General features: G+C 62.2%; 22 protein-coding genes. 4 read left to right on the forward strand and 18 right to left on the reverse strand.

Translation table 11 applies throughout. From position 1 onward, the window contains the following. Window positions 1-10: 10 nt before the first annotated feature. Window positions 11-928 carry a sulfate adenylyltransferase subunit CysD gene (cysD, locus tag ACMGGN_RS17695; protein WP_009684445.1) on the reverse strand — a complete coding sequence of 306 codons (918 nt, stop codon included), beginning with the start codon at window positions 926-928 and terminating at the stop codon, window positions 11-13. A gap of 156 nt (window positions 929-1,084) precedes the next feature. Then, on the reverse strand, window positions 1,085-1,843 hold the full coding sequence (locus ACMGGN_RS17700; protein WP_414156151.1) for a Nif3-like dinuclear metal center hexameric protein: 759 nt from the start codon (window positions 1,841-1,843) through the stop codon (window positions 1,085-1,087). 158 nt (window positions 1,844-2,001) lie between these two features. Between ACMGGN_RS17700 and algW the strand changes: the two genes are divergently transcribed. Continuing rightward, entirely contained in the window at window positions 2,002-3,162 is a 1,161-nt protein-coding gene (gene algW, locus ACMGGN_RS17705; RefSeq protein WP_115273626.1) for a Do family serine endopeptidase AlgW, read from the forward strand. Between the two features lie 103 nt (window positions 3,163-3,265). Here the strand turns inward: algW and ACMGGN_RS17710 are convergent, their stop codons facing one another. The 4 genes from ACMGGN_RS17710 to ACMGGN_RS17725 all read right to left on the reverse strand — a co-directional run bounded on the left by ACMGGN_RS17710 (window position 3,266) and on the right by ACMGGN_RS17725 (window position 7,423). Next, on the reverse strand, window positions 3,266-4,030 hold the full coding sequence (locus ACMGGN_RS17710; RefSeq protein WP_012312835.1) for an amino acid ABC transporter ATP-binding protein: 765 nt from the start codon (window positions 4,028-4,030) through the stop codon (window positions 3,266-3,268). Window positions 4,031-4,040: 10 nt separating this feature from the next. Then, window positions 4,041-5,138 carry an amino acid ABC transporter permease gene (locus ACMGGN_RS17715; protein WP_046784831.1) on the reverse strand — a complete coding sequence of 366 codons (1,098 nt, stop codon included), beginning with the start codon at window positions 5,136-5,138 and terminating at the stop codon, window positions 4,041-4,043. A gap of 10 nt (window positions 5,139-5,148) precedes the next feature. Continuing rightward, a complete protein-coding gene (locus tag ACMGGN_RS17720; protein WP_119688313.1) occupies window positions 5,149-6,327 on the reverse strand; it encodes an amino acid ABC transporter permease in 1,179 nt (392 codons plus the stop codon). 67 nt (window positions 6,328-6,394) lie between these two features. Next, on the reverse strand, window positions 6,395-7,423 hold the full coding sequence (locus tag ACMGGN_RS17725) for an amino acid ABC transporter substrate-binding protein (RefSeq protein ID WP_046784829.1): 1,029 nt from the start codon (window positions 7,421-7,423) through the stop codon (window positions 6,395-6,397). A gap of 330 nt (window positions 7,424-7,753) precedes the next feature. Between ACMGGN_RS17725 and ACMGGN_RS17730 the strand changes: the two genes are divergently transcribed. Beyond that, on the forward strand, window positions 7,754-8,410 hold the full coding sequence (locus ACMGGN_RS17730) for an alpha/beta hydrolase (RefSeq protein WP_046784828.1): 657 nt from the start codon (window positions 7,754-7,756) through the stop codon (window positions 8,408-8,410). A gap of 100 nt (window positions 8,411-8,510) precedes the next feature. After that, window positions 8,511-9,962, forward strand: a complete 1,452-nt coding sequence (gene rhlB, locus ACMGGN_RS17735; protein WP_125923868.1) for an ATP-dependent RNA helicase RhlB — start codon at window positions 8,511-8,513, stop codon at window positions 9,960-9,962. Window positions 9,963-10,158: 196 nt separating this feature from the next. Here rhlB and moaE read toward each other — a convergent pair whose 3' ends face one another. From moaE to ACMGGN_RS17760, 5 genes are all read right to left on the reverse strand, one after another. Beyond that, window positions 10,159-10,605, reverse strand: coding sequence for a molybdopterin synthase catalytic subunit MoaE (gene moaE, locus ACMGGN_RS17740; protein WP_046784826.1), 447 nt, complete (start codon window positions 10,603-10,605; stop codon window positions 10,159-10,161). 2 nt (window positions 10,606-10,607) lie between these two features. Then, entirely contained in the window at window positions 10,608-10,853 is a 246-nt protein-coding gene (gene moaD / locus ACMGGN_RS17745) for a molybdopterin converting factor subunit 1 (RefSeq protein ID WP_012312828.1), read from the reverse strand. After that, on the reverse strand, window positions 10,853-11,323 hold the full coding sequence (moaC, locus tag ACMGGN_RS17750) for a cyclic pyranopterin monophosphate synthase MoaC (RefSeq protein WP_161871772.1): 471 nt from the start codon (window positions 11,321-11,323) through the stop codon (window positions 10,853-10,855). The genes moaD and moaC overlap by 1 nt, the downstream gene beginning before the upstream one ends. A 95-nt stretch (window positions 11,324-11,418) precedes the next feature. After that, entirely contained in the window at window positions 11,419-12,813 is a 1,395-nt protein-coding gene (locus ACMGGN_RS17755; protein ID WP_046784825.1) for a PhoH family protein, read from the reverse strand. A 281-nt stretch (window positions 12,814-13,094) separates the two neighbouring features. Beyond that, window positions 13,095-14,222 carry a polysaccharide deacetylase family protein gene (locus tag ACMGGN_RS17760; RefSeq protein ID WP_414156152.1) on the reverse strand — a complete coding sequence of 376 codons (1,128 nt, stop codon included), beginning with the start codon at window positions 14,220-14,222 and terminating at the stop codon, window positions 13,095-13,097. A 136-nt stretch (window positions 14,223-14,358) separates the two neighbouring features. Between ACMGGN_RS17760 and yaaA the strand changes: the two genes are divergently transcribed. Further along, the gene (gene yaaA / locus ACMGGN_RS17765; RefSeq protein WP_414156153.1) at window positions 14,359-15,138 is read left to right on the forward strand and encodes a peroxide stress protein YaaA; all 780 of its coding nucleotides are present in this window, start codon (window positions 14,359-14,361) and stop codon (window positions 15,136-15,138) included. Window positions 15,139-15,206: 68 nt separating this feature from the next. On the opposite strand, the gene ACMGGN_RS17770 is transcribed toward yaaA, so the two are convergent. From ACMGGN_RS17770 to ACMGGN_RS17800, 7 genes are read right to left on the reverse strand one after another with little or no spacing between them, the layout of a single operon-like run. After that, window positions 15,207-16,424 carry an efflux RND transporter periplasmic adaptor subunit gene (locus tag ACMGGN_RS17770; protein WP_414156154.1) on the reverse strand — a complete coding sequence of 406 codons (1,218 nt, stop codon included), beginning with the start codon at window positions 16,422-16,424 and terminating at the stop codon, window positions 15,207-15,209. Next, the gene (locus ACMGGN_RS17775; RefSeq protein ID WP_251961992.1) at window positions 16,417-17,880 is read right to left on the reverse strand and encodes a TolC family protein; all 1,464 of its coding nucleotides are present in this window, start codon (window positions 17,878-17,880) and stop codon (window positions 16,417-16,419) included. Before ACMGGN_RS17775 ends, ACMGGN_RS17770 begins: the two co-directional genes overlap by 8 nt. Next, complete coding sequence (locus ACMGGN_RS17780; RefSeq protein ID WP_414156155.1) at window positions 17,873-18,859, reverse strand: ABC transporter permease; 987 nt, start codon at window positions 18,857-18,859, stop codon at window positions 17,873-17,875. Before ACMGGN_RS17780 ends, ACMGGN_RS17775 begins: the two co-directional genes overlap by 8 nt. Before the next feature lie 51 nt (window positions 18,860-18,910). Beyond that, window positions 18,911-19,042 carry a hypothetical protein gene (locus ACMGGN_RS17785; protein WP_414156156.1) on the reverse strand — a complete coding sequence of 44 codons (132 nt, stop codon included), beginning with the start codon at window positions 19,040-19,042 and terminating at the stop codon, window positions 18,911-18,913. Continuing rightward, entirely contained in the window at window positions 19,035-19,700 is a 666-nt protein-coding gene (locus tag ACMGGN_RS17790; protein ID WP_119688306.1) for an ABC transporter ATP-binding protein, read from the reverse strand. The genes ACMGGN_RS17785 and ACMGGN_RS17790 overlap by 8 nt, the downstream gene beginning before the upstream one ends. Further along, complete coding sequence (locus tag ACMGGN_RS17795; protein WP_414156157.1) at window positions 19,697-20,605, reverse strand: hypothetical protein; 909 nt, start codon at window positions 20,603-20,605, stop codon at window positions 19,697-19,699. Before ACMGGN_RS17795 ends, ACMGGN_RS17790 begins: the two co-directional genes overlap by 4 nt. Further along, window positions 20,606-21,046 (reverse strand): hypothetical protein, encoded by a 441-nt coding sequence (locus tag ACMGGN_RS17800; RefSeq protein ID WP_196997518.1) that lies wholly within the window; start codon window positions 21,044-21,046, stop codon window positions 20,606-20,608. It lies immediately after the preceding gene. Window positions 21,047-21,059 lie beyond the last annotated feature (13 nt).

The raw sequence follows: 21,059 nt of genomic DNA on the forward strand, positions 1-21,059 counted from the left end.
AACCCTGAAATTAGAAGTAGCCTTGGCGTTTCTTGTCTTCCATGGAACCGGCGCCATCGTGGTCGATGACACGGCCCTGGCGTTCGGACGTTCGGGTCAGGAGCATTTCCTGAATGATGTCCGTCAGGGTCTCGGCTTCCGACTCGACAGCACCCGTCAACGGGTAGCAGCCCAGGGTACGGAAACGCACCTTCTTCTTGACGATGCGTGCTTTCTCTTCCTCGGAGAGGTGCTCGAGGATGCGCTCGTCGTCGATCATGATCAGGGTGCCGTTCTTCTCGATGACTTCACGCTCGGCGGCGAAGTACAACGGCACGATCGGGATGCCTTCAAGGTAGATGTACTGCCAGATGTCCAGCTCGGTCCAGTTCGACAGGGGGAACACGCGGATCGACTCGCCCTTGTTGACCTTGCCGTTGTAGACGTTCCACAGTTCCGGGCGCTGGTTCTTCGGGTCCCAGCGGTGCTTGCTGTCACGGAACGAGTAGACACGCTCTTTGGCACGTGACTTCTCTTCATCGCGGCGGGCACCACCGAAAGCGGCGTCGAAACCATGCTTGTCCAGTGCCTGCTTGAGGCCCTGGGTTTTCATGATGTCGGTGTGCTTGGAGCTGCCATGGGTGAACGGGTTGATGCCCTGCGCCACACCTTCGGGGTTGACGTGGGTGATCAGCTCCAGGCCCATTTCCTCGACCATCTTGTCGCGGAAGCGGTACATCTCCTGGAATTTCCACTGGGTGTCGACGTGCATCACCGGGAACGGCAGCTTGCCTGGGAAGAAGGCTTTGCGCGCCAGGTGCAGCATCACGGCGGAATCCTTGCCGATCGAGTACAGCATCACCGGGTTGTCGAACTCGGCGGCCACCTCGCGGATGATGTGGATGCTTTCCGCCTCCAGCTGTTTCAAGTGCGTCAGTTTGTCGACCATGGCTACTCACGTAAAACGATCTTATGGACGGCCTTCGGGCCGTGTTCGAGCGAGCCACTTTATCACAGCGGCTGATTCTATTTAGGCGCCGGACTAGATCGAAAAGGTCTAACGATATGACTGGGGGTTTGGCTATCAAAGGGCCGCTCTGCGGCCTCAGATAGGGTTCGGGCAGTCGATGAACAGGTGCTCCAGAGCAAAGCGCCGCGCCAGGTAGTCGCCCAGCGCCTGCACACCATAGCGCTCGGTGGCATGATGCCCGGCGGCAATGAAGCTCACGCCATTCTCGCGGGCACTGTGGTAGGTCTGTTCGGACGCCTCACCACTGATGAACAAGTCCACCCCGGCAGCAATCGCCGTGTCGATATAGCCCTGCCCACCGCCCGTACACCAGCCGACGCGACGGATCACCTGGTCACCTTCGACCAGCAGGGGTTCGCGCCCCATGACCTCCTGAACACGGCGGGCGAAATCGCGCGCCGTCACAGGCTCGGCCAACGAGCCGACCAGCCCGACCACCTTGGGGTCGCTTGGGTCCAGCGGCCCTTCGACGGTGATGTCCAGCTGGCGGGCCAGTTGCACGTTGTTGCCGACCTCAGGGTGCACATCCAGCGGCAAGTGGAAGGCCAGCAGGCTGATGTCGTGCTTGAGCAGGGTTTTCAAGCGCCGCTGCTTGATCCCGGTAATGCACGGGTTCTCGCCCTTCCAGAAATAACCGTGGTGTACCAGCACCAGGTCGGCCTGTGCCTCGACCGCCGCATCCAGCAATGCCTGGCTGGCGGTGACGCCGCTGACGATGCGGCTGACCTGCGGGCGGCCTTCGACCTGCAGGCCGTTGGGGCAGTAATCCTGGATTTTCGCGCTACCCAGGTAACGCGCGGCTTCTTCAACCAGGGTGTCAAGGGCGACGGCCATGGAAAATCTCCTCGAAATCTGCACGTTCAACGGGAACAACGCCCGTATAATGGCCGCCATTATGGGCCGTCGCCGGCGTTGGGGAAACCGGTGTATGATCGCGCGCGTTCGCGCCCCGCCGCGCCACCATGGCCCTCGCCCACTCCCAGGATTCGTTCATGTTCAAGGCTTTGCGTTATTTTGGCTGGCCCCTGCTTACCGGCATACTGATCGCCATGCTGATCATCCAGCGCTTCCCGCAGTGGGTCGGCCTGCCCAGCCAGGATGTAAACCTGCAACAAGCGCCACAGACCACGCAGATCATGCAAGGCCCGGTGTCCTATGCCGATGCCGTCACGCTCGCCGCCCCTGCCGTGGTCAACCTGTACACCACCAAGGTGGTGAACAAGAGCGCCCACCCGCTGTTCGAAGACCCGCAGTTCCGCCGCTTCTTCGGCGACAACCTGCCCAAGCAACGGCGCTGGGAGTCGAGCCTGGGCTCGGCGGTGATCATGAGCCCCGAGGGCTATCTGCTGACCAACAACCACGTCACCAGCGGCGCCGACCAGATCGTCGTGGCGCTCAAAGACGGCCGCGAAACCCTGGCACGGGTGATCGGCAGCGACCCCGAAACCGATCTGGCGGTATTGAAGATCGACCTGAAGAACCTGCCGGCCATCACCATCGGCCGCTCCGACACCATCCACATCGGTGACGTCACCCTGGCCATCGGCAACCCCTTCGGCGTCGGCCAGACCGTTACCATGGGCATCATCAGCGCCACTGGCCGCAACCAGCTGGGCCTGAACAACTACGAAGACTTCATCCAGACCGACGCCGCAATCAACCCGGGCAACTCCGGCGGCGCGCTGGTCGATGCCAACGGCAACCTGGTCGGCATCAATACGGCGATCTTCTCCAAATCGGGCGGTTCGCAGGGCATCGGCTTCGCCATACCGGTCAAACTGGCGCTGGAAGTGATGAAGTCGATCGTCGAGCATGGCCAGGTGATTCGTGGCTGGCTGGGTATCGAAGTTCAGCCGCTGAGCCAGGAACTGGCCGAATCGTTCGGCATGCAAGGGCGCCCAGGCATCGTTGTAGCGGGCATTTTCCGCGATGGCCCGGCGCAGAAGGCCGGGTTGCAACTGGGTGACGTGATCCTGAGCATCAATGGCGAGCCGGCCGGTGACGGGCGCAAGTCGATGAACCAGGTGGCGCGGATCAAGCCCAACGAGAAGATCACCATCGAGGTGATGCGCAACGGGCAGCAGTTGAAGCTGATCGCCGAAGTGGGGCTACGGCCGCCGCCTGCGCCAGCTGCGGCTCAGGAAGAGAAGTAAGGCTTCAAGATCCGGGGCTGCTTTGCAGCCCTTTCGCGACACAAGGCCGCTCCTGCAGGTAAAACGCGTACCCCTGCAGGAGCGGCCTTGCGCCCCTACAGCATCAGTGCAGGATCTGGCTTAGGAACAGCTTTGTCCGGTCACTGCGTGGCCGGTCGAAGAAGTCATCCGGCGCAGCCTGCTCCACGATCTCCCCCTTATCCATGAAGATCACCCGGTTCGCCACGGTTCGGGCAAAGCCCATTTCGTGGGTCACGCAGAGCATGGTCATGCCGTCCTCGGCCAGGCCAACCATGGTGTCGAGCACTTCCTTGACCATTTCCGGGTCGAGCGCCGACGTCGGCTCGTCGAACAGCATGATTTTCGGCTTCATGCACAGCGCCCGGGCAATCGCCACGCGCTGCTGCTGGCCACCGGACAACTGCCCAGGGTACTTGTGCGCCTGCTCCGGGATACGTACCCGCTCCAGATAGTGCATGGCGATTTCCTCGGCCTTGCGCCGCGGCATCTTGCGTACCCACATGGGCGCCAGGGTGCAGTTTTCAAGGATGGTCAGGTGCGGGAACAGGTTGAAGTGCTGGAACACCATGCCCACCTCACGGCGGATCGCCTCGATCTGCTTGAGATCGTTGGTCAACTCCACACCATCGACCACGATGCGCCCCTGCTGGTGTTCTTCCAGGCGGTTGAGGCAGCGGATGGTGGTGGACTTGCCCGAACCGGAAGGCCCGCACAGCACGATACGCTCACCCTGGCGCACGTTCAGGTTGATGTCCTTCAGTACATGGAACTGGCCGTACCACTTGTTGACGCCCTGCATCTGGATGATGCCTTCGGGGCCGGCAGGCTGCTTGATCGCTTCACTCATTTCGAAACTCCTAACGCTTGTGGCCAGTGTCCAGCTTGCGCTCCAGGTGCATGGAGTAGCGGGACATACCGAAACAGAAGATCCAGAACACCAGGGCTGCGAACACATAGCCCTCGGTGGCCATGCCCAGCCAGGCCGGGTCGGCGGCAGCCTGCTTGACGCTGTTGAGCAGGTCGAACAGGCCGATGATGATGACCAGGCTGGTGTCCTTGAACAGGGCGATGAAGGTATTGACGATGCCAGGGATCACCAGCTTCAAGGCCTGCGGCAGGATCACCAGGCCCATCGAGCGCCAGTAGCCCAGGCCCATCGCCGCAGCGGCTTCATATTGCCCCTTGGGGATGGCCTGCAGGCCGCCGCGCACCACCTCGGCGATGTACGCCGACTGGAACAGGATCACGCCGATCATGGCCCGCAGCAGCTTGTCGAAGCTCATGCCTTCGGGCAGGAACAACGGCAGCATCACCGACGACATGAACAGCACGGTGATCAACGGCACGCCACGCCAGAACTCGATGAAGGTCACGCAGACCACCTTCACCGCAGGCATGTTTGAACGCCGCCCCAGGGCCAGCAAGATGCCCAGCGGCAAGGCGCCGACGATACCCACCGTGGCGATCACCAAGGTCAGCATCAGCCCGCCCCACTGGCTGGTCGGCACGCTTTCCAGGCCCAGGTAGCCGCCATGCAGCAGCGTGTAGGCCAGGAACGGGTACACCACCAGAAAGCCCAGGCCGTAAACGGCCTTGCGCGGGAAGCGCTTGATGAACAGCGGCGCAGCGCCAAGCACGGCAAGCCATACGGTCAGGTCCACGCGCCAGCGCAACTCAGCCGGGTAATAGCCGTACATGAACTGGCCAAAGCGCTGCTGGATGAACACCCAGCAGGCACCCTCCTTGGTGCAGTCGGCGCGCGTGGTGCCGACCCAGTTGGCGTCGATCAACGCCCACTGCAGCAGCGGCGGCACGATCAGCCATACCAGGTACACGGCGAACAGGGTCAACAGGGTGTTGAGCCAGCTGGAGAACAGGTTTGCCCGCATCCATGCGAGCACGCCGACGGTCTTGACCGGTGGCGGCATGTCAGGTTTGAAAACATGAGCATTCACGGGCGTATCCTCACCGCTCGATCAGCGCAATGCGCTTGTTGTACCAGTTCATCAGCAGCGAGATGCTGATGCTGATGGCGAGATAGACACTCATGGTGATGGCGATCACCTCGATGGCCTGGCCGGTCTGATTGAGTACGGTACCGGCGAACAGCGAGACCATCTCCGGGTAGCCGATACCGGCCGCCAGCGACGAGTTCTTCGCCAGGTTCAGGTACTGGCTGGTCAGTGGCGGAATGATCACCCGCAGTGCCTGGGGGATGATCACCTTGCGCAGCGTCGGGCCTTCGCGCAGCCCGAGCGAACGGGCGGCTTCGGTCTGGCCATGGCTGACCGAACGGATGCCCGAACGCACGATTTCGGCGATGAACGCGGCGGTGTAGATGGTCAGCGCCAAGGTCAGCGCCAGCAGTTCCGGGATCAGTACCCAGCCGCCAACGAAGTTGAAACCTTTGAGTTGCGGGACTTCCCACTGCACAGGGCTGCCGAACAGCAATGCACAGAGGCCTGGAATCACCACCAACAGGGCAAGCCCTGCCCAGAACTTATGGAACGGCTCGCCGGTTTCGTTGAAGCGCTTGTTGGCGTAACGCACCATCGCCATGATGGCTACGATCGCCAGGGCTACGGCAGCGACGAACGGCCAGAAGCCGTCGGCCATCAGGGCGCCGGGCATGTTCAGGCCACGATTGCTGATGAAGAAGGCATCGTCGAAGCTGATGCTGCCCCGTGGCCCCGGCAGGGTCAGGAACACGGCGAAATACCAGAAGAGGATCTGCAGCAGCGGCGGGATGTTGCGGAACGTCTCGACATACACGGTCGCCAGCTTGTTGATCATCCAGTTCGGTGACAGGCGAGCCACACCGATGATGAACCCCAGGATCGTTGCCAGGATAACGCCGATGAAGGTGACCAGCAGGGTATTGAGCAAGCCGATCACGAACACCCGCGCATAGCTGTCGGACTCCACATAGGGAATCAGATGCTGGGCGATGCCGAAGCCGGCACTGCGGTCGAGGAAGTCGAAGCCGGACGTAATGCCCCGGTGTTGCAGGTTGGTTTGAGTATTGTGGAACAGGTACCAGCCCAGACCCACCACGAAGATGATCGTGAGAATCTGGAACAACCACGCGCGCACACGTGGATCGCTCAGGGTCAGCCCCTTTTGTGCGCCGATTCGATTTTGCATGAAGTGCCCCGGACAGTAGGGATTCGAACAGCCTGCGGCGGCGGAATGCCGCCGCAGGGTGCAGCCATCAGCGCACAGGTGGCGCGTACTGGATGCCGCCGTTGTTCCACAGGGCGTTCATGCCACGGTCGATCTTCAGGTCAGTGCTCTGGCCCAGGTTCTTCTCGAACACCTCGCCATAGTTACCCACTTGCTTGACGATCTGCACTACCCAGTCCTTGGGCAGCTTCAGGTCCTTGCCGTACTCACCGTCAGCGCCGAGCAGGCGGGCGGTGTCCGGGTTCTTGGTGGACTTGGCCTCGGCTTCGACGTTCTTCGAAGTGACGCCCGCCTCTTCGGCATTGAGCATGGCGAACAGGGTCCACTTGACGATGCTGAACCACTCCTCGTCGCCCTTGCGTACCACCGGGCCCAGCGGTTCCTTGGAGATGGTTTCCGGCAGCACCACGTAGTCGGTTGGCCCGGCCAGCTTGGAACGCTGGGCGAACAGCTGCGACTTGTCCGAGGTCAGCACGTCGCAACGGCCCGACTCCAGCGATTTGGCGCTCTCGTCGGAGGTATCGAAGGTGATCGGGGTGTACTTCAGGCCGTTGGCGCGGAAGTAGTCGGACACGTTCAGCTCGGTGGTGGTGCCTGCCTGGATGCAGATGGTCGCGCCATCGAGTTCCTTGGCACTGGAAACACCCAGCTTCTTGTTGACCAGGAAGCCGACGCCGTCATAGTAAGTGACGCCTGCGAACACCAGGCCCATGCCGGCATCGCGCGAGCTGGTCCAGGTGGTGTTGCGCGACAGCACGTCGACTTCGCCGGACTGCAGCGCAGTGAAGCGTTCCTTGGCGTTGAGCTGGCTGAACTTGACCTTGGTGGCATCGCCGAACACGGCGGCGGCCACGGCGCGGCAGACATCAGCGTCGATACCGACGATCTTGCCCTGCGCATCAGGTACCGAGAAGCCTGGAAGACCGTCGCTCACGCCACACTGGACGAAGCCCTTCTTCTTGACCGCATCGAGGGTGGCGCCGGCCTGGGCATTGCTCACGGCGCCCAGCGCGGCGGCAGCGGTGAGGACTGCCAGGGTGGTTTTCAACATCTTCATTCACAACCTCCAAATCGCTCTTGTTGTACGAGCCGGAATTGCACCGCACCCTTATGAGGCGCATCCGACCCTTGTTGGCTTGTTATTGGGTCAATGGCGCAATGGGCTGTTCTATGACAGCCTTCGCGTGGCAAGGGTGTTACCGTACCGGCCCGACCCTTGCATCGAAGGTTTCATAGCAAGGGGCGTACCACAGTTGGCGGCTAAAGCGTTTAAGCGCTCGTCAAGTAGGGAAAGTTGTATCGTTGCGACATTCTTTTTCCGACAATCATTTCCAGCGCCTTCTTTTTGCGCATGCCTTCATACGATTCGCACACTTTCGGAGCAGTCATGACCCACCCGTTGATTCTCGAACCCCAGAAAACCGCAGACGCCTGTGTGATCTGGTTGCACGGCCTGGGCGCCGACCGTTACGACTTCCTACCGGTTGCCGAATTCATGCAGGAGCGTCTGCTCAGCACACGGTTCGTCATGCCCCAGGCGCCGACCCGGCCTGTCACCATCAACGGCGGCTATGCAATGCCCAGTTGGTACGACATCAAGGCCATGACCCCGGCCCGCGCCATAGACGAAGCGCAGCTGGAAGAATCGGCTGACCAGATCATTGCCCTGATCGAGGCCGAGCGGGCCAAAGGCATCGACCTGGCACGGATCATCCTGGCCGGGTTCTCCCAGGGCGGCGCCGTGGTGCTGCACACTGCTTATATAAAGTGGCAAGAAGCACTGGGCGGCGTGATCGCACTGTCTACCTATGCACCAACCTTCAACGACGGCCATCAGTTGAGCGCCTGCCAGCAACGTACCCCCGCCCTGTGCCTGCACGGCGTGCACGACCCGGTGGTGATCCCCTCCATGGGCCGCACCGCCTTCGAGTACCTGAACACCTGGGGCGTGGCCGCGCGGTGGCAGGAATACCCAATGGAACACGAGGTGGTGGTGGCAGAGCTGAGCGATATCCACGACTGGCTGAGCAAGCAACTGCAATAGGCAGGCTCTCTTGTAGTTGTGGGCGCATTCCGCTACGCCGCGCCCAGATCTTGCATTACACTGCCCGGCGTACATTCCTAAATCAGTTGATGAGACGATCGTGCTCAAGGCACTCAAGAAAATATTCGGCAAGGGAGACCCGGCACCTCAGGCCGCCGCTCCTGCTGCCAGCATCACCCCGCCTGCGGCCCCCATGGCTCAGCCCGAGCCGCAGCCCTCCACGCCGCGCACCAAACCCGCCGCCAAGGCCCAGATGCCTGCAGCCGCGCCCGTTGCCGAGCAACCGGCCATGGACAAGCCGCGCCGCGAACGCAAGCCCAAACCCCAGGCCAGCCTGTGGAAGCCGGAAGACTTCGTGGTCGAACCGCAGGAAGGCAAGACCCGCTTCCACGACTTCAAGCTCTCCAACGAGCTGATGCACGCCATCCATGACCTGGGCTTCCCGTACTGCACGCCGATTCAGGCCCAGGTGCTGGGCCACACCCTGCGTGGCCAGGACGCCATCGGGCGCGCGCAGACCGGCACCGGCAAGACCGCCGCGTTCCTCATCTCGATCATCTCTCAGTTGCAGCAGACGCCGCCGCCCAAAGAGCGCTACATGGGCGAGCCGCGTGCACTGATCATCGCGCCAACCCGCGAGCTGGTGGTACAGATCGCCAAGGACGCCGCCGCCCTGACCAAATACACCGGCCTGAACGTCATGACCTTCGTCGGCGGCATGGACTTCGACAAGCAGCTCAAGGCGCTCGAAGCGCGCCATTGTGACATCCTGGTGGCTACCCCTGGCCGCCTGCTGGACTTCAACCAGCGGGGCGATGTGCACCTGGACATGGTCGAGGTGATGGTGCTGGACGAAGCCGACCGCATGCTGGACATGGGCTTCATCCCGCAGGTACGGCAGATCATCCGCCAGACCCCGCCCAAGAGCGAGCGCCAGACCCTGCTGTTCTCTGCCACCTTCACCGACGACGTGATGAACCTGGCCAAGCAGTGGACCACCGACCCTGCGATCGTCGAGATCGAGCCGGAGAATGTCGCCAGCGAAACCGTCGAACAGCACGTGTTCGCAGTGGCGGGCAGCGACAAGTACAAGCTGCTGTACAACCTGGTGACCCAGAACAAGTGGGAACGGGTGATGGTGTTCGCCAACCGCAAGGACGAAGTGCGGCGTATCGAGGAAAAACTGGTGCGCGACGGTATCAATGCCGCCCAGCTGTCGGGCGATGTGCCGCAGCACAAGCGCATACGTACCCTGGAAAGCTTCCGCGAGGGCCGGATTACCGTGCTGGTGGCCACCGACGTGGCGGGGCGAGGCATTCACATCGACGGCATCAGCCATGTGATCAACTTCACTCTGCCGGAAGACCCGGATGACTACGTGCACCGCATCGGCCGCACGGGCCGTGCCGGCACCAGTGGCGTGTCGATCAGCTTTGCCGGCGAGGATGACTCCTACCAGTTGCCGGCGATCGAAGAGTTGCTGGGGCGCAAGATCAAGTGCGAGATGCCACCGGACGAGCTGCTTACACCGGTGCCGCGCAAACACCATTGATGCGGGGCTGCTTTGCAGCCCATGCGCCGCAGTTGGTCGCAACGAGAACTGCACTGAGTCTTGCATCGGATTTACCGGCCCTATCGCCGGCAAGCCGGCTCCTACAGGTACCCCGCTGCTCTCAAGCTCAGCGCAAACCCAGTGGGAGCCGGCTTGCCGGCGATCCGGGGCAAAGCCCCGGCCAATCGATCAGACCTTACCAGCGCCCCGCCGCATCCTGATCACTCTGCCTGCCTTCGACCCAGCGCGGGCCCTCCTGGGTATTCTCCTTCTTCCAGAACGGCGCACGAGTCTTCAGGTAATCCATGATGAAATTGCAGGCATCGAAAGCCGCCTGCCGATGGGCACTGGCCACCCCCACGAACACGATCGGCTCCCCAGGCTCCAGCGCACCAATGCGATGCAGCACTTCAACCTTCAGCAACGGCCAGCGCTGCTCGGCCTCGACCACGATCTTCGCCAAAGCCTTCTCGGTCATGCCAGGGTAATGCTCCAGGAACATCCCGGCCACGTCCCGGCCATCATTGAAATCGCGCACGTAACCAACGAACCCGACCACCGCGCCCACGCCAACATTGGCGGCATGCATGGCATTGACCTCGACCCCGGGGTCGAACGCGCCATCCTGCACTCGCACTGCCATGCTCAGCCTCCGGTCACCGGTGGGAAGAACGCCACCTCATCGCCCGCTTCCAGCGGCTCATCGAGCCTGCACAGCTCTTCGTTGCGCGCGCACATCAGGTTCTGCTCGGCCAGCACCTGGTACTGCCCACCCTTGGCCACCAGGGCCTGGCGTACATCGTCAAGCACCTTGAAGTCGCCCTCCAGGCGCTCGGCATCCACACCAAGCAACTCACGGTAACGGGCGAAATACATCACTTTCACGTTCATCACGCATCCACCTTGTAGTGGCCGCTTTTGCCACCGAGCTTTTCCAGCAGGCGCACCTGCTCGATGACCATACCCTTGTCCACGGCCTTGCACATGTCATAGATCGTCAGCGCCGCGACGCTGGCAGCGGTCAATGCTTCCATCTCCACACCGGTCTGTCCGGCCAGCTTGCAGCGCGCGACGATGCGCACCACATCCGTGCCTTCTGCGCTGAGTTCGACCTTGACGCTGGTGAGCATCAAAGGGTGGCACAACGGAATCAGGTCGCTGGTCTTCTTCGCCGCCTGAATGCCGGCGATACGCGCCACGGCGAACACATCGCCCTTGGGGTGCTCACCCTCGACGATCATCTGCAAGGTCTGCGGCAACATCCGCACGCGCGCCTCAGCGGTGGCCTCGCGCTCGGTCACGGCCTTTTCAGTGACGTCGACCATGTTGGCCCGCCCCTGGGAATCAAGATGTGTCAGCACTGCTCTGCTCCTGTGAAGGGAACACAGAGTGTAAACCTGTGGGTCAGGTTTGAGCAGTGGAAAAAACCGGGCGGCGCACCGCCCGGTTCGAGAGGTTACAGATGCGACTCGGCGTACTCGGCCAGCACCGAGCGCGGTACACCTTGCAAGGTGATGTGCACGCCGTGGGGGAAGTCCTTGAAGCGTTCGGTCAGGTAGGTCAGGCCCGAACTGGTCGCGGACAGATAGGGGGTGTCGATCTGCGCCAGGTTGCCCAGGCAGACCACCTTGGAACCAGAGCCGGCACGGGTGATGATGGTTTTCATCTGGTGCGGCGTCAGGTTCTGGCACTCGTCGATCAGGATCAGGCTCTGCTGGAAGCTGCGGCCCCGGATGTAGTTCAGCGATTTGAACTGCAGCGGGACCCGCTCGAGGATGTACTCGACACTGCCGTGGGTGCTCTCGTCATCCATGTGCAACGCTTCGAGGTTGTCGGTGATCGCACCCAACCAGGGTTCCATTTTCTCGGCTTCGGTCCCCGGCAGGAAACCGATTTCCTGGTCCAGCCCCTGCACGCTGCGGGTGGCGATGATACGGCGGTAACGCTTGCTGACCATGGTCTGCTCGATAGCCGCTGCCAGCGCCAGGATAGTCTTGCCGGAGCCGGCGGCGCCGGTCAGGTTGACCAGGTGGATATCCGGGTCGAGCAACGCGAACAGCGCCAGGCTTTGATGGATATCCCGCGGTTTGAGGCCCCAGGCCTCCTGGTGCAGCAGTGGCTCCTGGTGCAGGTCGAGCAGCAGCAGTTCATCTTCGCGGATGCCCTTGATCCAGCCGACGAACCCTTGCTCATCGATGATGAACTCGTTGACATGCACTGCCGGCAGGTTGTCGATCAGTTGCACCCGGTGCCAGGTTCGGCCCCGCTCCTGACGGGTATCGACCTTGCTGACACGGTCCCAGAACGAACCGGTGACCGAGTGGTAGCCCTTGGAAAGCAGCGAGACGTCATCGACCAGCTGGTCGGTGCTGTAATCTTCGGCCGCGATACCGCAGGCCCGCGCCTTAAGGCGCATGTTGATGTCTTTGGTTACCAGCACCACGTCCAGGTCGGCACGTTTGGCCCGAAGTTCCAGCAACTGGTTGATGATGATGTTGTCGTTGAGGTTCTCCGGCAGCAGCCGGTTGGGTTCGTTGCGTGGGCTCATCAGGATCGAAAGGAAGCCCTTGGGCCCACTCTTGCCACGCTGTATGGGTACGCCCTGCTCGACATCGCTGGGCGAGGCGTCACCGAGGGTCTGGTCGATCAGGCGGATGGCCTGGCGACATTCGGCGGCGATGGACTGTTTACCGGTCTTGAGCTTGTCGAGTTCCTCCAGCACCGTCATCGGAAGGGCGACGTGGTGCTCCTCGAAGTTGAGAAGTGCGTTGGGGTCGTGAATCAGGACGTTGGTATCGAGCACATAGAGGATTGGCTTGCTGGAGGAAGGGTTGCGTCCTTGGTCATCCATACTCGGTCACCTTATGTCGAAGCCACACGGCGCGGTCTGCTGCGCCGCAGAGTGACTGCCGTTCTCCCCGTATCCGCGTTGCTACGGGCGGGAAGTGAACCTGGCAAGGTGGGCTCGGATGACGCCACCTGTGCTGCAGGAATCGGCTGTCTGGTTTCTTCATACCGCAAAAAGCATGACTAAAAAAAGCATTTTTACGTGTTGGTGAAGTTTATTTTTCCGATTGACGAACAGGACTTGGCGATGGACCCAGACGGGACTACAGTCAGAAGTCAGACCCGTTATTCCTGATAGCCGTATTCACGGCAATCCTCCCAGCCAATGCCGCTTTGCGCGGTATGTTCCAGCAACCATTGCACCGCCGGCTGCGCCTTGGGCAGGCTGTCATGGAACTGGATCACGCCCTTGCGCCACAGCAGCATCAAGGTCACCACCCGCTGGGCCGAGGCTTGGGCTGTCAACGGGCCGTCATCCTGTGCGTCGATATCCCACAGCGACACCCGCAGCTGCTGGCTGGCCATGAATGCCTCGCCATCGGCCCGGCGCTGGCCATAGGGCGGGCGGAACAACGGCACATACTGCTCAGGCAGGTCGGCCTGGACCCGCGCCTGGCTGCGCCTGAGCGAATCCTGCCAGCCATTCCACTGCGCATGCGAGCGATACTCCCACCCCTGAAGCCCCACGCACTGGCCATCATAGAGCTGCCCCAGCGCACCGGCCGCTCCAGCGTCACGGCGCTGCTGCAAGCGGTTGCCCAGTACAAAGAAGGTGCCCTGCATCTTCTGCTTGCGCAGGTAAGCGGTCAGCGTGTCGGTCGCGCTGCCCTGGGGGCCGGGCCCACCCACAAAGGTCAGCAGGAACATGCGGTCGTTCAGCTCATCGCCGCTGCGCTCACGATTGGACAGGCGTTCGACCTCGCTAGTGATCTGCGGCAACAGCGCCGCCTTGCGCAGTTGCTCATCCAGGTAGCGCACATGGAACTGGTGGCTTGGTTCGACCCAGCCGGTATAGAAGGTGCCGACATCGGTAGCGAACGTCGCAGCCCTTGTGCGCAAATCGGCCATGGACTCCACCACGTAGCAGAACGAGGCATCCTGCTCGCAGCTGCGTTGGGCCTGCTGGTAGCCCTGCCACAAACGCTGCCACATGCGCGCCCGCAGCGCCCGGACCTTCTGCAGGTTGATCTGCCGCAAGCCCAGGCGCGCAGCCAGCGCCCCATCGTCGAGCAGCTCACTTTCGTGCAGCACCTGGGCAAACGACAGGATCTCTGCGCGCGAGGCGACATCGAACAATGCAGGGCTGTCCAACTGTTCGGGCCACAGGCTGCGATCCAGGCTGGCGGGGGGGATAGGGGCGGCTTGGGCGGCCAGGCTCAGGAGTGAGGCCAGCAAGACACCGGCAATGCGCACGATCGGTCTCTCCGTCACAGCGAAACGCGCACTATAGCGCCTGCTCATCCGATGGTCTGTGACTATTGTCGCCATAGTTTGGCGTTCCCCCCTTCAGTCCGTAGAATCCCCGGCAACGATTCCAGGAGCCGACCCGATGCTGACGGTGATTTCCCCCGCCAAGACCCTCGATTACGACACCCCACCGGTGACCGAGCGTTTTACCCTGCCCCAGTACCTGGACGACTCCCAGGAGCTGATCGTGCAACTGCGTGAGCTGTCACCGGCGCAGATCAGCGAGCTGATGCACCTGTCGGACAAACTCGCCGGCCTCAACGCCGCCCGCTTTGGCAGCTGGACGCCAGACTTCACGCCGGCAAATGCCAAGCAGGCCCTGCTGGCCTTCAAGGGTGACGTGTATACCGGGCTGGACGCCGAAAACCTGAGCGAAGACGACTTCACCTACGCCCAGCAGCACCTGCGCATGCTTTCCGGCCTGTACGGCCTGCTGCGCCCGCTCGACCTGATGCAGCCCTACCGCCTGGAAATGGGTACCAAGCTGGCCAATGCCCGTGGCAAGGACCTGTATGCCTTCTGGGGCACGCGTATCAGCCAATGGCTGAACCAGGCGCTGACCGAGCAGGGCGATGACCTGCTGTTGAACCTGGCCAGCAACGAGTATTTCAGCGCGGTGAAACGCAGCGCCCTGAAAGGCCGGGTAATCAACGTCGACTTCAAGGACCTGAAGAACGGCCAGTACAAGATCATCAGTTTCTACGCCAAGAAAGCCCGCGGCATGATGAGCCGCTTCGTGATCCAGGAACGGGTCAATGACCCGCAGCAGCTCAAGCAGTTCGATGTACAGGGCTACTACTACAGCGCCGAACAGTCCAAGCCTGATCACCTGGTGTTCTTGCGCGATCATCCGGCCGAGTGAGTGCCTGCACCACCGCCAAGCCCTGGTCCCTGGATCTGTGACAACCGACCGGGCCGCACAGCGGCCCCTTACGGAATTCGTACATAACCCGCCGATAGCCCCACCACCTCGACCCCCTGCGCTACCGCGACACCTGCCGTGACCGGTACCTTGCGCCCCTGTCGATCTGCCGTAGCCCGGTAAACCACGTAAGCCTGCCCCGCCTCATCCACCTGCAGCGCCTCTGCCGGTACCGCAATGCCCTGTTCCGCTCTGTGCGCGATCACTGTCAATTGCGCCGTCATCCCAAGGCGCAACAATGGTGTCGGCGGCTCCCTCGGTATTTCCAAGGCCACCCGCACGTCGTACCAGGCCCCCTGCCCTTCATCGTCCCTGGCCTGAAGGGCAACGCGTTGCACCTGGCCGGCAAGTGGCTGACCGGCGATGATGACCTCGACCTCCAGCCCTTCGCGCAGCCTATCCAGATCATGCTCCTGGACTGCGGCAAGCACCTGCAGCTGGCTCAGGTCGACCAACGTCAGCAAAGGCGCGCCCTGGCTCACCTGCTGGCCCGCTTGCAGGTGCCGTGAGGCACCGCCCCCGGCGTTGTCGGCACGCACCACCAAGGCCGCAAAAGGCGCCCTGACCACCCTGCGCTCACGCTGGGCCAGCATCGCCTGCCAGCGGGCGTGGGTATTAGCCAGCGCCATCTGTGCAATGCGCAGCTCATCGCCTCGCCCGCGTTCGCGCACCAGGCTCAGCTCCTGTTCGGCATCTTGCAGTGCCTCGCGCTGAGCGACTACCTGCTGCGCCAGGCTGTCGACCTCGATGCGGGCGACGATCCCCCGCTCGAACAGGCGTCGTGTGTCTGCCAGCGCGCCCTCGCTGGCTGCCAAAGCCCCCCGGGCGCCGAACATCGCGCGGCGCGCACGGGCCACCTGCGGCCCGGTTTGCCAACCCTGCAGCAGGCGCACGCTAGTCCGCGCCTTGAGCCACTCGGCCTCGGCCTGGCGTATCTGTACATCCAGTTGTGCGGTATCGAGCCTGAACAGTGGCTGGCCTGGCGCCACCCGCTGCCCTGGCTCCACCTCCACTTCGGCGACCACCCCGTCGAATGGCGCAGCCTGGATCTGCTGGCGGACCGCCTGGACCCTGCCGACCAGGCCCACCCGGCTTTCCAGCCGCTGCGGCTCAACCCACAACCAGCGCGCCGCGACATCCTGTCCCTGGCTAGCAGGCCAGGCTTGCCACAGGAGCCACGCTGCCGGCCACGCCAGCAGCCACAACAGCAACCGCCACCTAATCATTGAGCGCCACAGCCCAGCTTTCCAGCGTGGTACCCAGTGTCCGGTCGAGTTCAGCCTGGCCATTGAGGTAGGCAATTCTGGCATCCAGTTCGACGCTCTGCGCATGGCGCAAATCGCTCTCGAAGCTGAGCACCTGGAAATTGCTCGAGCGTCCGACGGCGAGTTTTTCCTGTTCTATCTCCAGTTTGCGCCGCGATAGCGCCAGCGCCCGTGCGGCAATTTCCAGCTGGCGCCAACGCACCTGGGAATCGCGCACTGCAGTCAACACATCGCGCTGGAGTTGCTGGCGCGCCTCGGCCAGGCTGACCTGCTGCCTTTCGACCGCCACGCGGGCACGTACCTCGGCCTGACGCCGGCTCAGGTCTCCAAGCGGTATTTCCAGCTCCAGCCCTACATAGTGCTCCCAGCCGGCCTGGTTGCCAGGGCGCTGGCGCGTCTGGCTGGCCCCGCCGACCAGCGACACGTCCCACCATTGCTCATTGCGTGCCACCTGCAGCTCAATCAACGCCTGCTCACCCGTGATCACCTGCATCAGATACGCAGGCTGCAGCGCTTCGGCTTGGGTCAGTGCCTGCGCAGTATCGACCTGCAAGCGCTGGACGTGGACCTTTTCCACTGCTCGCAAAGGGGTGGCCAGGTCCACTGCCAACACCTGGGCCAACGCCAGCCGGCTTGCGTGGAGCTGATTACGGCTGCTTTCGAGCGCCAACTCCTGCCCAGCCACCTCGGCTTCGGCCTGAACCTTGTCGAATGCGGCCATGCGCCCGGCAGCGATCAGCGCCTGGTTCACCTCTACCAACTGCTGCGCCCGGGCCAGCGCCTGCTGGGCAATGTGCAACTGCTCCTGGGCGTGAAGCAGTTCGCGATAGTGCAGGATGGTACGCGTGATCACTTCAGCCACGCGGTCTTTGAGCACCAGCCGGTTTAGTTGCTCGGCCAGCAGCGCCTGGCGTAGCGGTGCACTGGCCACCTCGCGCCCGGCACCGCGCAGCAGCGGCTGAATCACCATCAGGTTGGCGCCATCACGGTAATGTACGCCAGCCCTGTCGGCGCGTGTCTGGCCGTACGCCCAGTCCAGGCTCAGCCGTGTGCCGTAGGGCGTGAGCAGGCTCGCCGCCGGAGCGAGCTGGACTTCGCGGTAGTGGTCATCACTGTTGCGATTGCCAAGGTAGCGTGCCTTGAATGACAGCTGCGGGGCATAGTGATCACGCGCCACGCGCAGGTCGAATTTCTGCGCGATGCGCTCAAGATAAGCACTGCGGACGGCGCGGTTGTCGCGCAGGGCCAAGGCAACGGCATCGGCCAGCTCCAGCGATACCTCGGCGCCCCCGCTGGCCGCCCAGGCAGTGGCCGACACCGCAAAGCCCTGGTCCGAACGCGGCAGCTGCAGCGGATCAGCAGCCAGTACGGCACCGCCCAGCAGCGCCAAGCACAGAAAAACGAGCCATCTAGTCATCGCGCAACGCCAATACAGGTTGCAGGTGCGCCGCCGCCAGTGCCGGTTGCAAGCCGAAGAAAAGGCCGAGCGCCAACGCGCTGCCCATGCCCAGCGCTATCGATGACGCATCCAGCGCATAGCGCCAGCCTGACACCAGGGCAAAGCCCCAGCTCGCCGCTAGCCCCACCAGTGTTCCGAGCAACGCTCCGCCAACCGCCAGCAACAGCGCTTCGAGCAGGAACAACCAGGCAATATCGCGGGTGCGTGCGCCCAGCGCCAAGCGCACGCCGATCTCGCGACGGCGCTGCGCAACGCTCATCAGCATCACATTCATCACCCCGACCCCACCCAACAGCAATGCGATACCGGCGAACCCGGCGAGCACCCACGTGAACATCCGTGACTGGTTAGCCATCCCTTCCAGCAGCTGCTGTGGCAGTTGCACGTCGACCTCGTAACCTGGCAATCGTGCAGCCAGGTAGTCAGTCAGCGCCTGCGCCGTGCCCGTCAACACCGCGACATCATGCCCGCGTGCAAGCACCGTCCCCACCTCGGGCGCAGCGCCCAGGCGACGCATTCCCGGCAAGGGCATCAACAGAACATCGTCGACCTGTATTGGCAGCATCGGGTTGTAACCCCGCTGCGCAAGCACGCCAACCACCTCAAACAGGTAGCGGCCCGACTGCAGACGATCGCCCACTCGCGCACCCAGTTGCCGGGCCAGTGTGGCCCCCAGCAATACGTGAGTGGTGTCATCGTCGTAGGCGGACAACAAGCGGCCCTGGCTGGCTTGCAGGTCCAGCACTTGCGCCAGTTGCAGCGTGCTTGCGCCGACCAGGGTCTCCTGGCGCTTGCCTGCGAATTGCACTGTGGCCACAGAAACCAGCAATGGCGCAGCGGCACGAATGGACGCTGGCAGTACTGACAGGTCCAGTGCCACTGGTGCTGCAACTTCAGCAGGGCGTTGCAGATTGGCGACCAGCAGTTCACTGCCCATGCCTCGATACAGCTGCCGAGCATGCTGCGTGGCGCTGTGGCCGATATTGAGCTAGGCCACCAGCGCAGCGCACCCCACAGCGATGCCGATCAGCGCCAGCCAGGCGCGGGGGCCTGCCTGACGCAAGCTGGCCAACGCCTCGCTCAAGCGCTGCGGCCACGAAGGGCCATAGGCCTCAGGCATCAAAGGCCCCACCGTTGCGCACCTCGATGCAACGGTCCATGCGCCGCGCCATGGCAGGGTCGTGGGTGACCATCAGCAAGGTCACGCCCCGCTCACGATTGAGCGCCAGTAACAGCGCTGCGATACCCTCGGCCGTGGCGCCATCGAGATTACCGGTCGGCTCATCGGCCAGCAGCAACGCAGGCTCCGTCACCAGCGCCCGGGCGATGGCGACCCGTTGCCGCTGGCCACCGGACAAGTCGGCAGGCAGGTGCTGCGCCCACTGACCTAGCCCGACCGCCTCCAGTTGCTGCTGTGCCGCCTGGCGTGCCGCTACCCGCCCGATGCCTCGGTAACTCAACGGCAAAGCGACGTTGTCCAGCGCAGTCAGGCGCGGCAGCAGGTTGAAGCTCTGGAAGATGAAACCCAGCAGGCGATTACGCATGATTGCGCGCTGGTCGGCGGTGGCGGCGGTCATGTCCCGGCCAGCCAGCACTATCTGGCCACGGCAAGGCTGGTCGAGCAGGCCGATCAGGTTGAGCAAGGTACTTTTGCCCGAGCCGGAAGGGCCGATGATGGCGCAGGTCTGGCCGCGGGGGATGGACAAAGAGACATCTTGCAGGACTGGCTGGCAGCCCAGAATGCGCGCGATACCGTTCACGCAGACTATCGGGTTCATGCCTTGCCCCCCCCATTCTCACCCTGAAATGCAGCGTCGCTCTGCGAGTCGAGTGCTTTCGCTTGATCGCTTCGTGCCGATTTCCACTCCTTTGCCAGCATGTCGATCAACGAAGTATCAAACTCCGGCTGCGGCACTTCATGCTGCGACAACTGCATCATGATATCGGCCTCATAGTTCCCATATTCGGCAACTTCAATGGGCGGTAGAGCATTATAAAAGTCCAGAATCTCATGCAACCCTTCATCAATTCGGCCCGTTCGCTGATATTCAGCATTCATCTTGCCGCTTATTGATTGTGCCCACTGGTTATGCTGGTCTGTTTTTTCGAACATTGCAGCACGCCGCTCACTCACCGTGAAAGCCCCGCTTTCATCGTAAATGATCAGGCTTAGCTGCTCGCGACTAAAACCCTTGAATGGGTTGCTACCTTTGCCACTTGCAAAATCATTGGCTTGGCGCGCACGCGCCAGCAACTCGGAATTATCCGTATCCGGTAGCTGTGAATCATAAAAGTCTTTCGCCAAGGAATATGAAAGCCCTCCCAACCGGTCAAGAATGCTGGCTGCAAGGTCTGCCAGCTCACTACGGGAGAGCTGGCTATCACGCAACGCCGCACGCTCGGCAGCAGCGCTCAACTGTTTAGCCAGGCTCGAAATTTTTTCTTCGCCATTCCCCGTTTTGCTGTCTATTTTCTGCGCGTCTACAAGGTCAGACTCCTCTACACGCCTGACAGTTAGAGCCGTGCCAACCTGGCTTTTATATACCCCACGACCATTGACTCCATCCATATACATAACTCCTGCTGCTGATGCAGCACCCGCCTTTCGCACAAATACTTCAATTACACTTCGCCGGCGCATACCGGCAAAGTGCAGACGTTGAGAAGAAGACTGAAACGCCACTCACCTCATCGTGAATTCAACTTTCCATGCGAAGTCAGCGGATGTACTCGTAATAGTCGCCGTGCACGTTGCCCCGCCACTTGGCGTTGCAGTTTTGGTCCACTGGGGCTGCTTGATTCCCCCCGGTAACATACGCATCTGAAATGTGGTGCCAAAAGCACACGTCTTGCTGCCAATGGTGTAGCGCACCATCGCACCATTTACGTCCGGGCTTACCAACCGCTGCACGCGCATGAAGGTGGAAGATGAGGCTGGAATCGTATTGGAGGGTTTAGGGTTGGCGATCTGATAGGTGCTGCTCTCATTTGAGGTTACCAGTTTCATGACCGCGGGCTGAGCGCCGAGGTTTTTGATGGTCACTTCAACGGGCGGCCCCGCCTGCGCCAGGCCGGCGGCAAGCAGCGATACGGTGGCAAGCACAATCTGCGATGTCTTTTTCATTAGCGTGATCTCG

The organism is Pseudomonas sp. BNK-30, assembly GCF_047456185.1.
Lineage (GTDB): Bacteria > Pseudomonadota > Gammaproteobacteria > Pseudomonadales > Pseudomonadaceae > Aquipseudomonas > Aquipseudomonas putida_E.

Excerpts from the sequence above, each read along its gene's own strand:
- cysD (WP_009684445.1), bottom strand. The coding sequence starts at position 928 with ATGGTCGACAAACTGACGCACTTGAAACAGCTGGAGGCGGAAAGCATC.
- ACMGGN_RS17700 (WP_414156151.1), bottom strand. The coding sequence starts at position 1,843 with ATGGCCGTCGCCCTTGACACCCTGGTTGAAGAAGCCGCGCGTTACCTG.
- algW (WP_115273626.1), top strand. The coding sequence starts at position 2,002 with ATGTTCAAGGCTTTGCGTTATTTTGGCTGGCCCCTGCTTACCGGCATA.
- ACMGGN_RS17710 (WP_012312835.1), bottom strand. The coding sequence starts at position 4,030 with ATGAGTGAAGCGATCAAGCAGCCTGCCGGCCCCGAAGGCATCATCCAG.
- ACMGGN_RS17720 (WP_119688313.1), bottom strand. The coding sequence starts at position 6,327 with ATGCAAAATCGAATCGGCGCACAAAAGGGGCTGACCCTGAGCGATCCA.
- ACMGGN_RS17725 (WP_046784829.1), bottom strand. The coding sequence starts at position 7,423 with ATGAAGATGTTGAAAACCACCCTGGCAGTCCTCACCGCTGCCGCCGCG.
- ACMGGN_RS17730 (WP_046784828.1), top strand. The coding sequence starts at position 7,754 with ATGACCCACCCGTTGATTCTCGAACCCCAGAAAACCGCAGACGCCTGT.
- moaE (WP_046784826.1), bottom strand. The coding sequence starts at position 10,605 with ATGGCAGTGCGAGTGCAGGATGGCGCGTTCGACCCCGGGGTCGAGGTC.
- moaD (WP_012312828.1), bottom strand. The coding sequence starts at position 10,853 with ATGAACGTGAAAGTGATGTATTTCGCCCGTTACCGTGAGTTGCTTGGT.
- ACMGGN_RS17755 (WP_046784825.1), bottom strand. The coding sequence starts at position 12,813 with ATGGATGACCAAGGACGCAACCCTTCCTCCAGCAAGCCAATCCTCTAT.
- yaaA (WP_414156153.1), top strand. The coding sequence starts at position 14,359 with ATGCTGACGGTGATTTCCCCCGCCAAGACCCTCGATTACGACACCCCA.
- ACMGGN_RS17770 (WP_414156154.1), bottom strand. The coding sequence starts at position 16,424 with ATGATTAGGTGGCGGTTGCTGTTGTGGCTGCTGGCGTGGCCGGCAGCG.
- ACMGGN_RS17775 (WP_251961992.1), bottom strand. The coding sequence starts at position 17,880 with ATGACTAGATGGCTCGTTTTTCTGTGCTTGGCGCTGCTGGGCGGTGCC.
- ACMGGN_RS17780 (WP_414156155.1), bottom strand. The coding sequence starts at position 18,859 with ATGGGCAGTGAACTGCTGGTCGCCAATCTGCAACGCCCTGCTGAAGTT.
- ACMGGN_RS17785 (WP_414156156.1), bottom strand. The coding sequence starts at position 19,042 with ATGCCTGAGGCCTATGGCCCTTCGTGGCCGCAGCGCTTGAGCGAGGCG.
- ACMGGN_RS17790 (WP_119688306.1), bottom strand. The coding sequence starts at position 19,700 with ATGAACCCGATAGTCTGCGTGAACGGTATCGCGCGCATTCTGGGCTGC.
- ACMGGN_RS17800 (WP_196997518.1), bottom strand. The coding sequence starts at position 21,046 with ATGAAAAAGACATCGCAGATTGTGCTTGCCACCGTATCGCTGCTTGCC.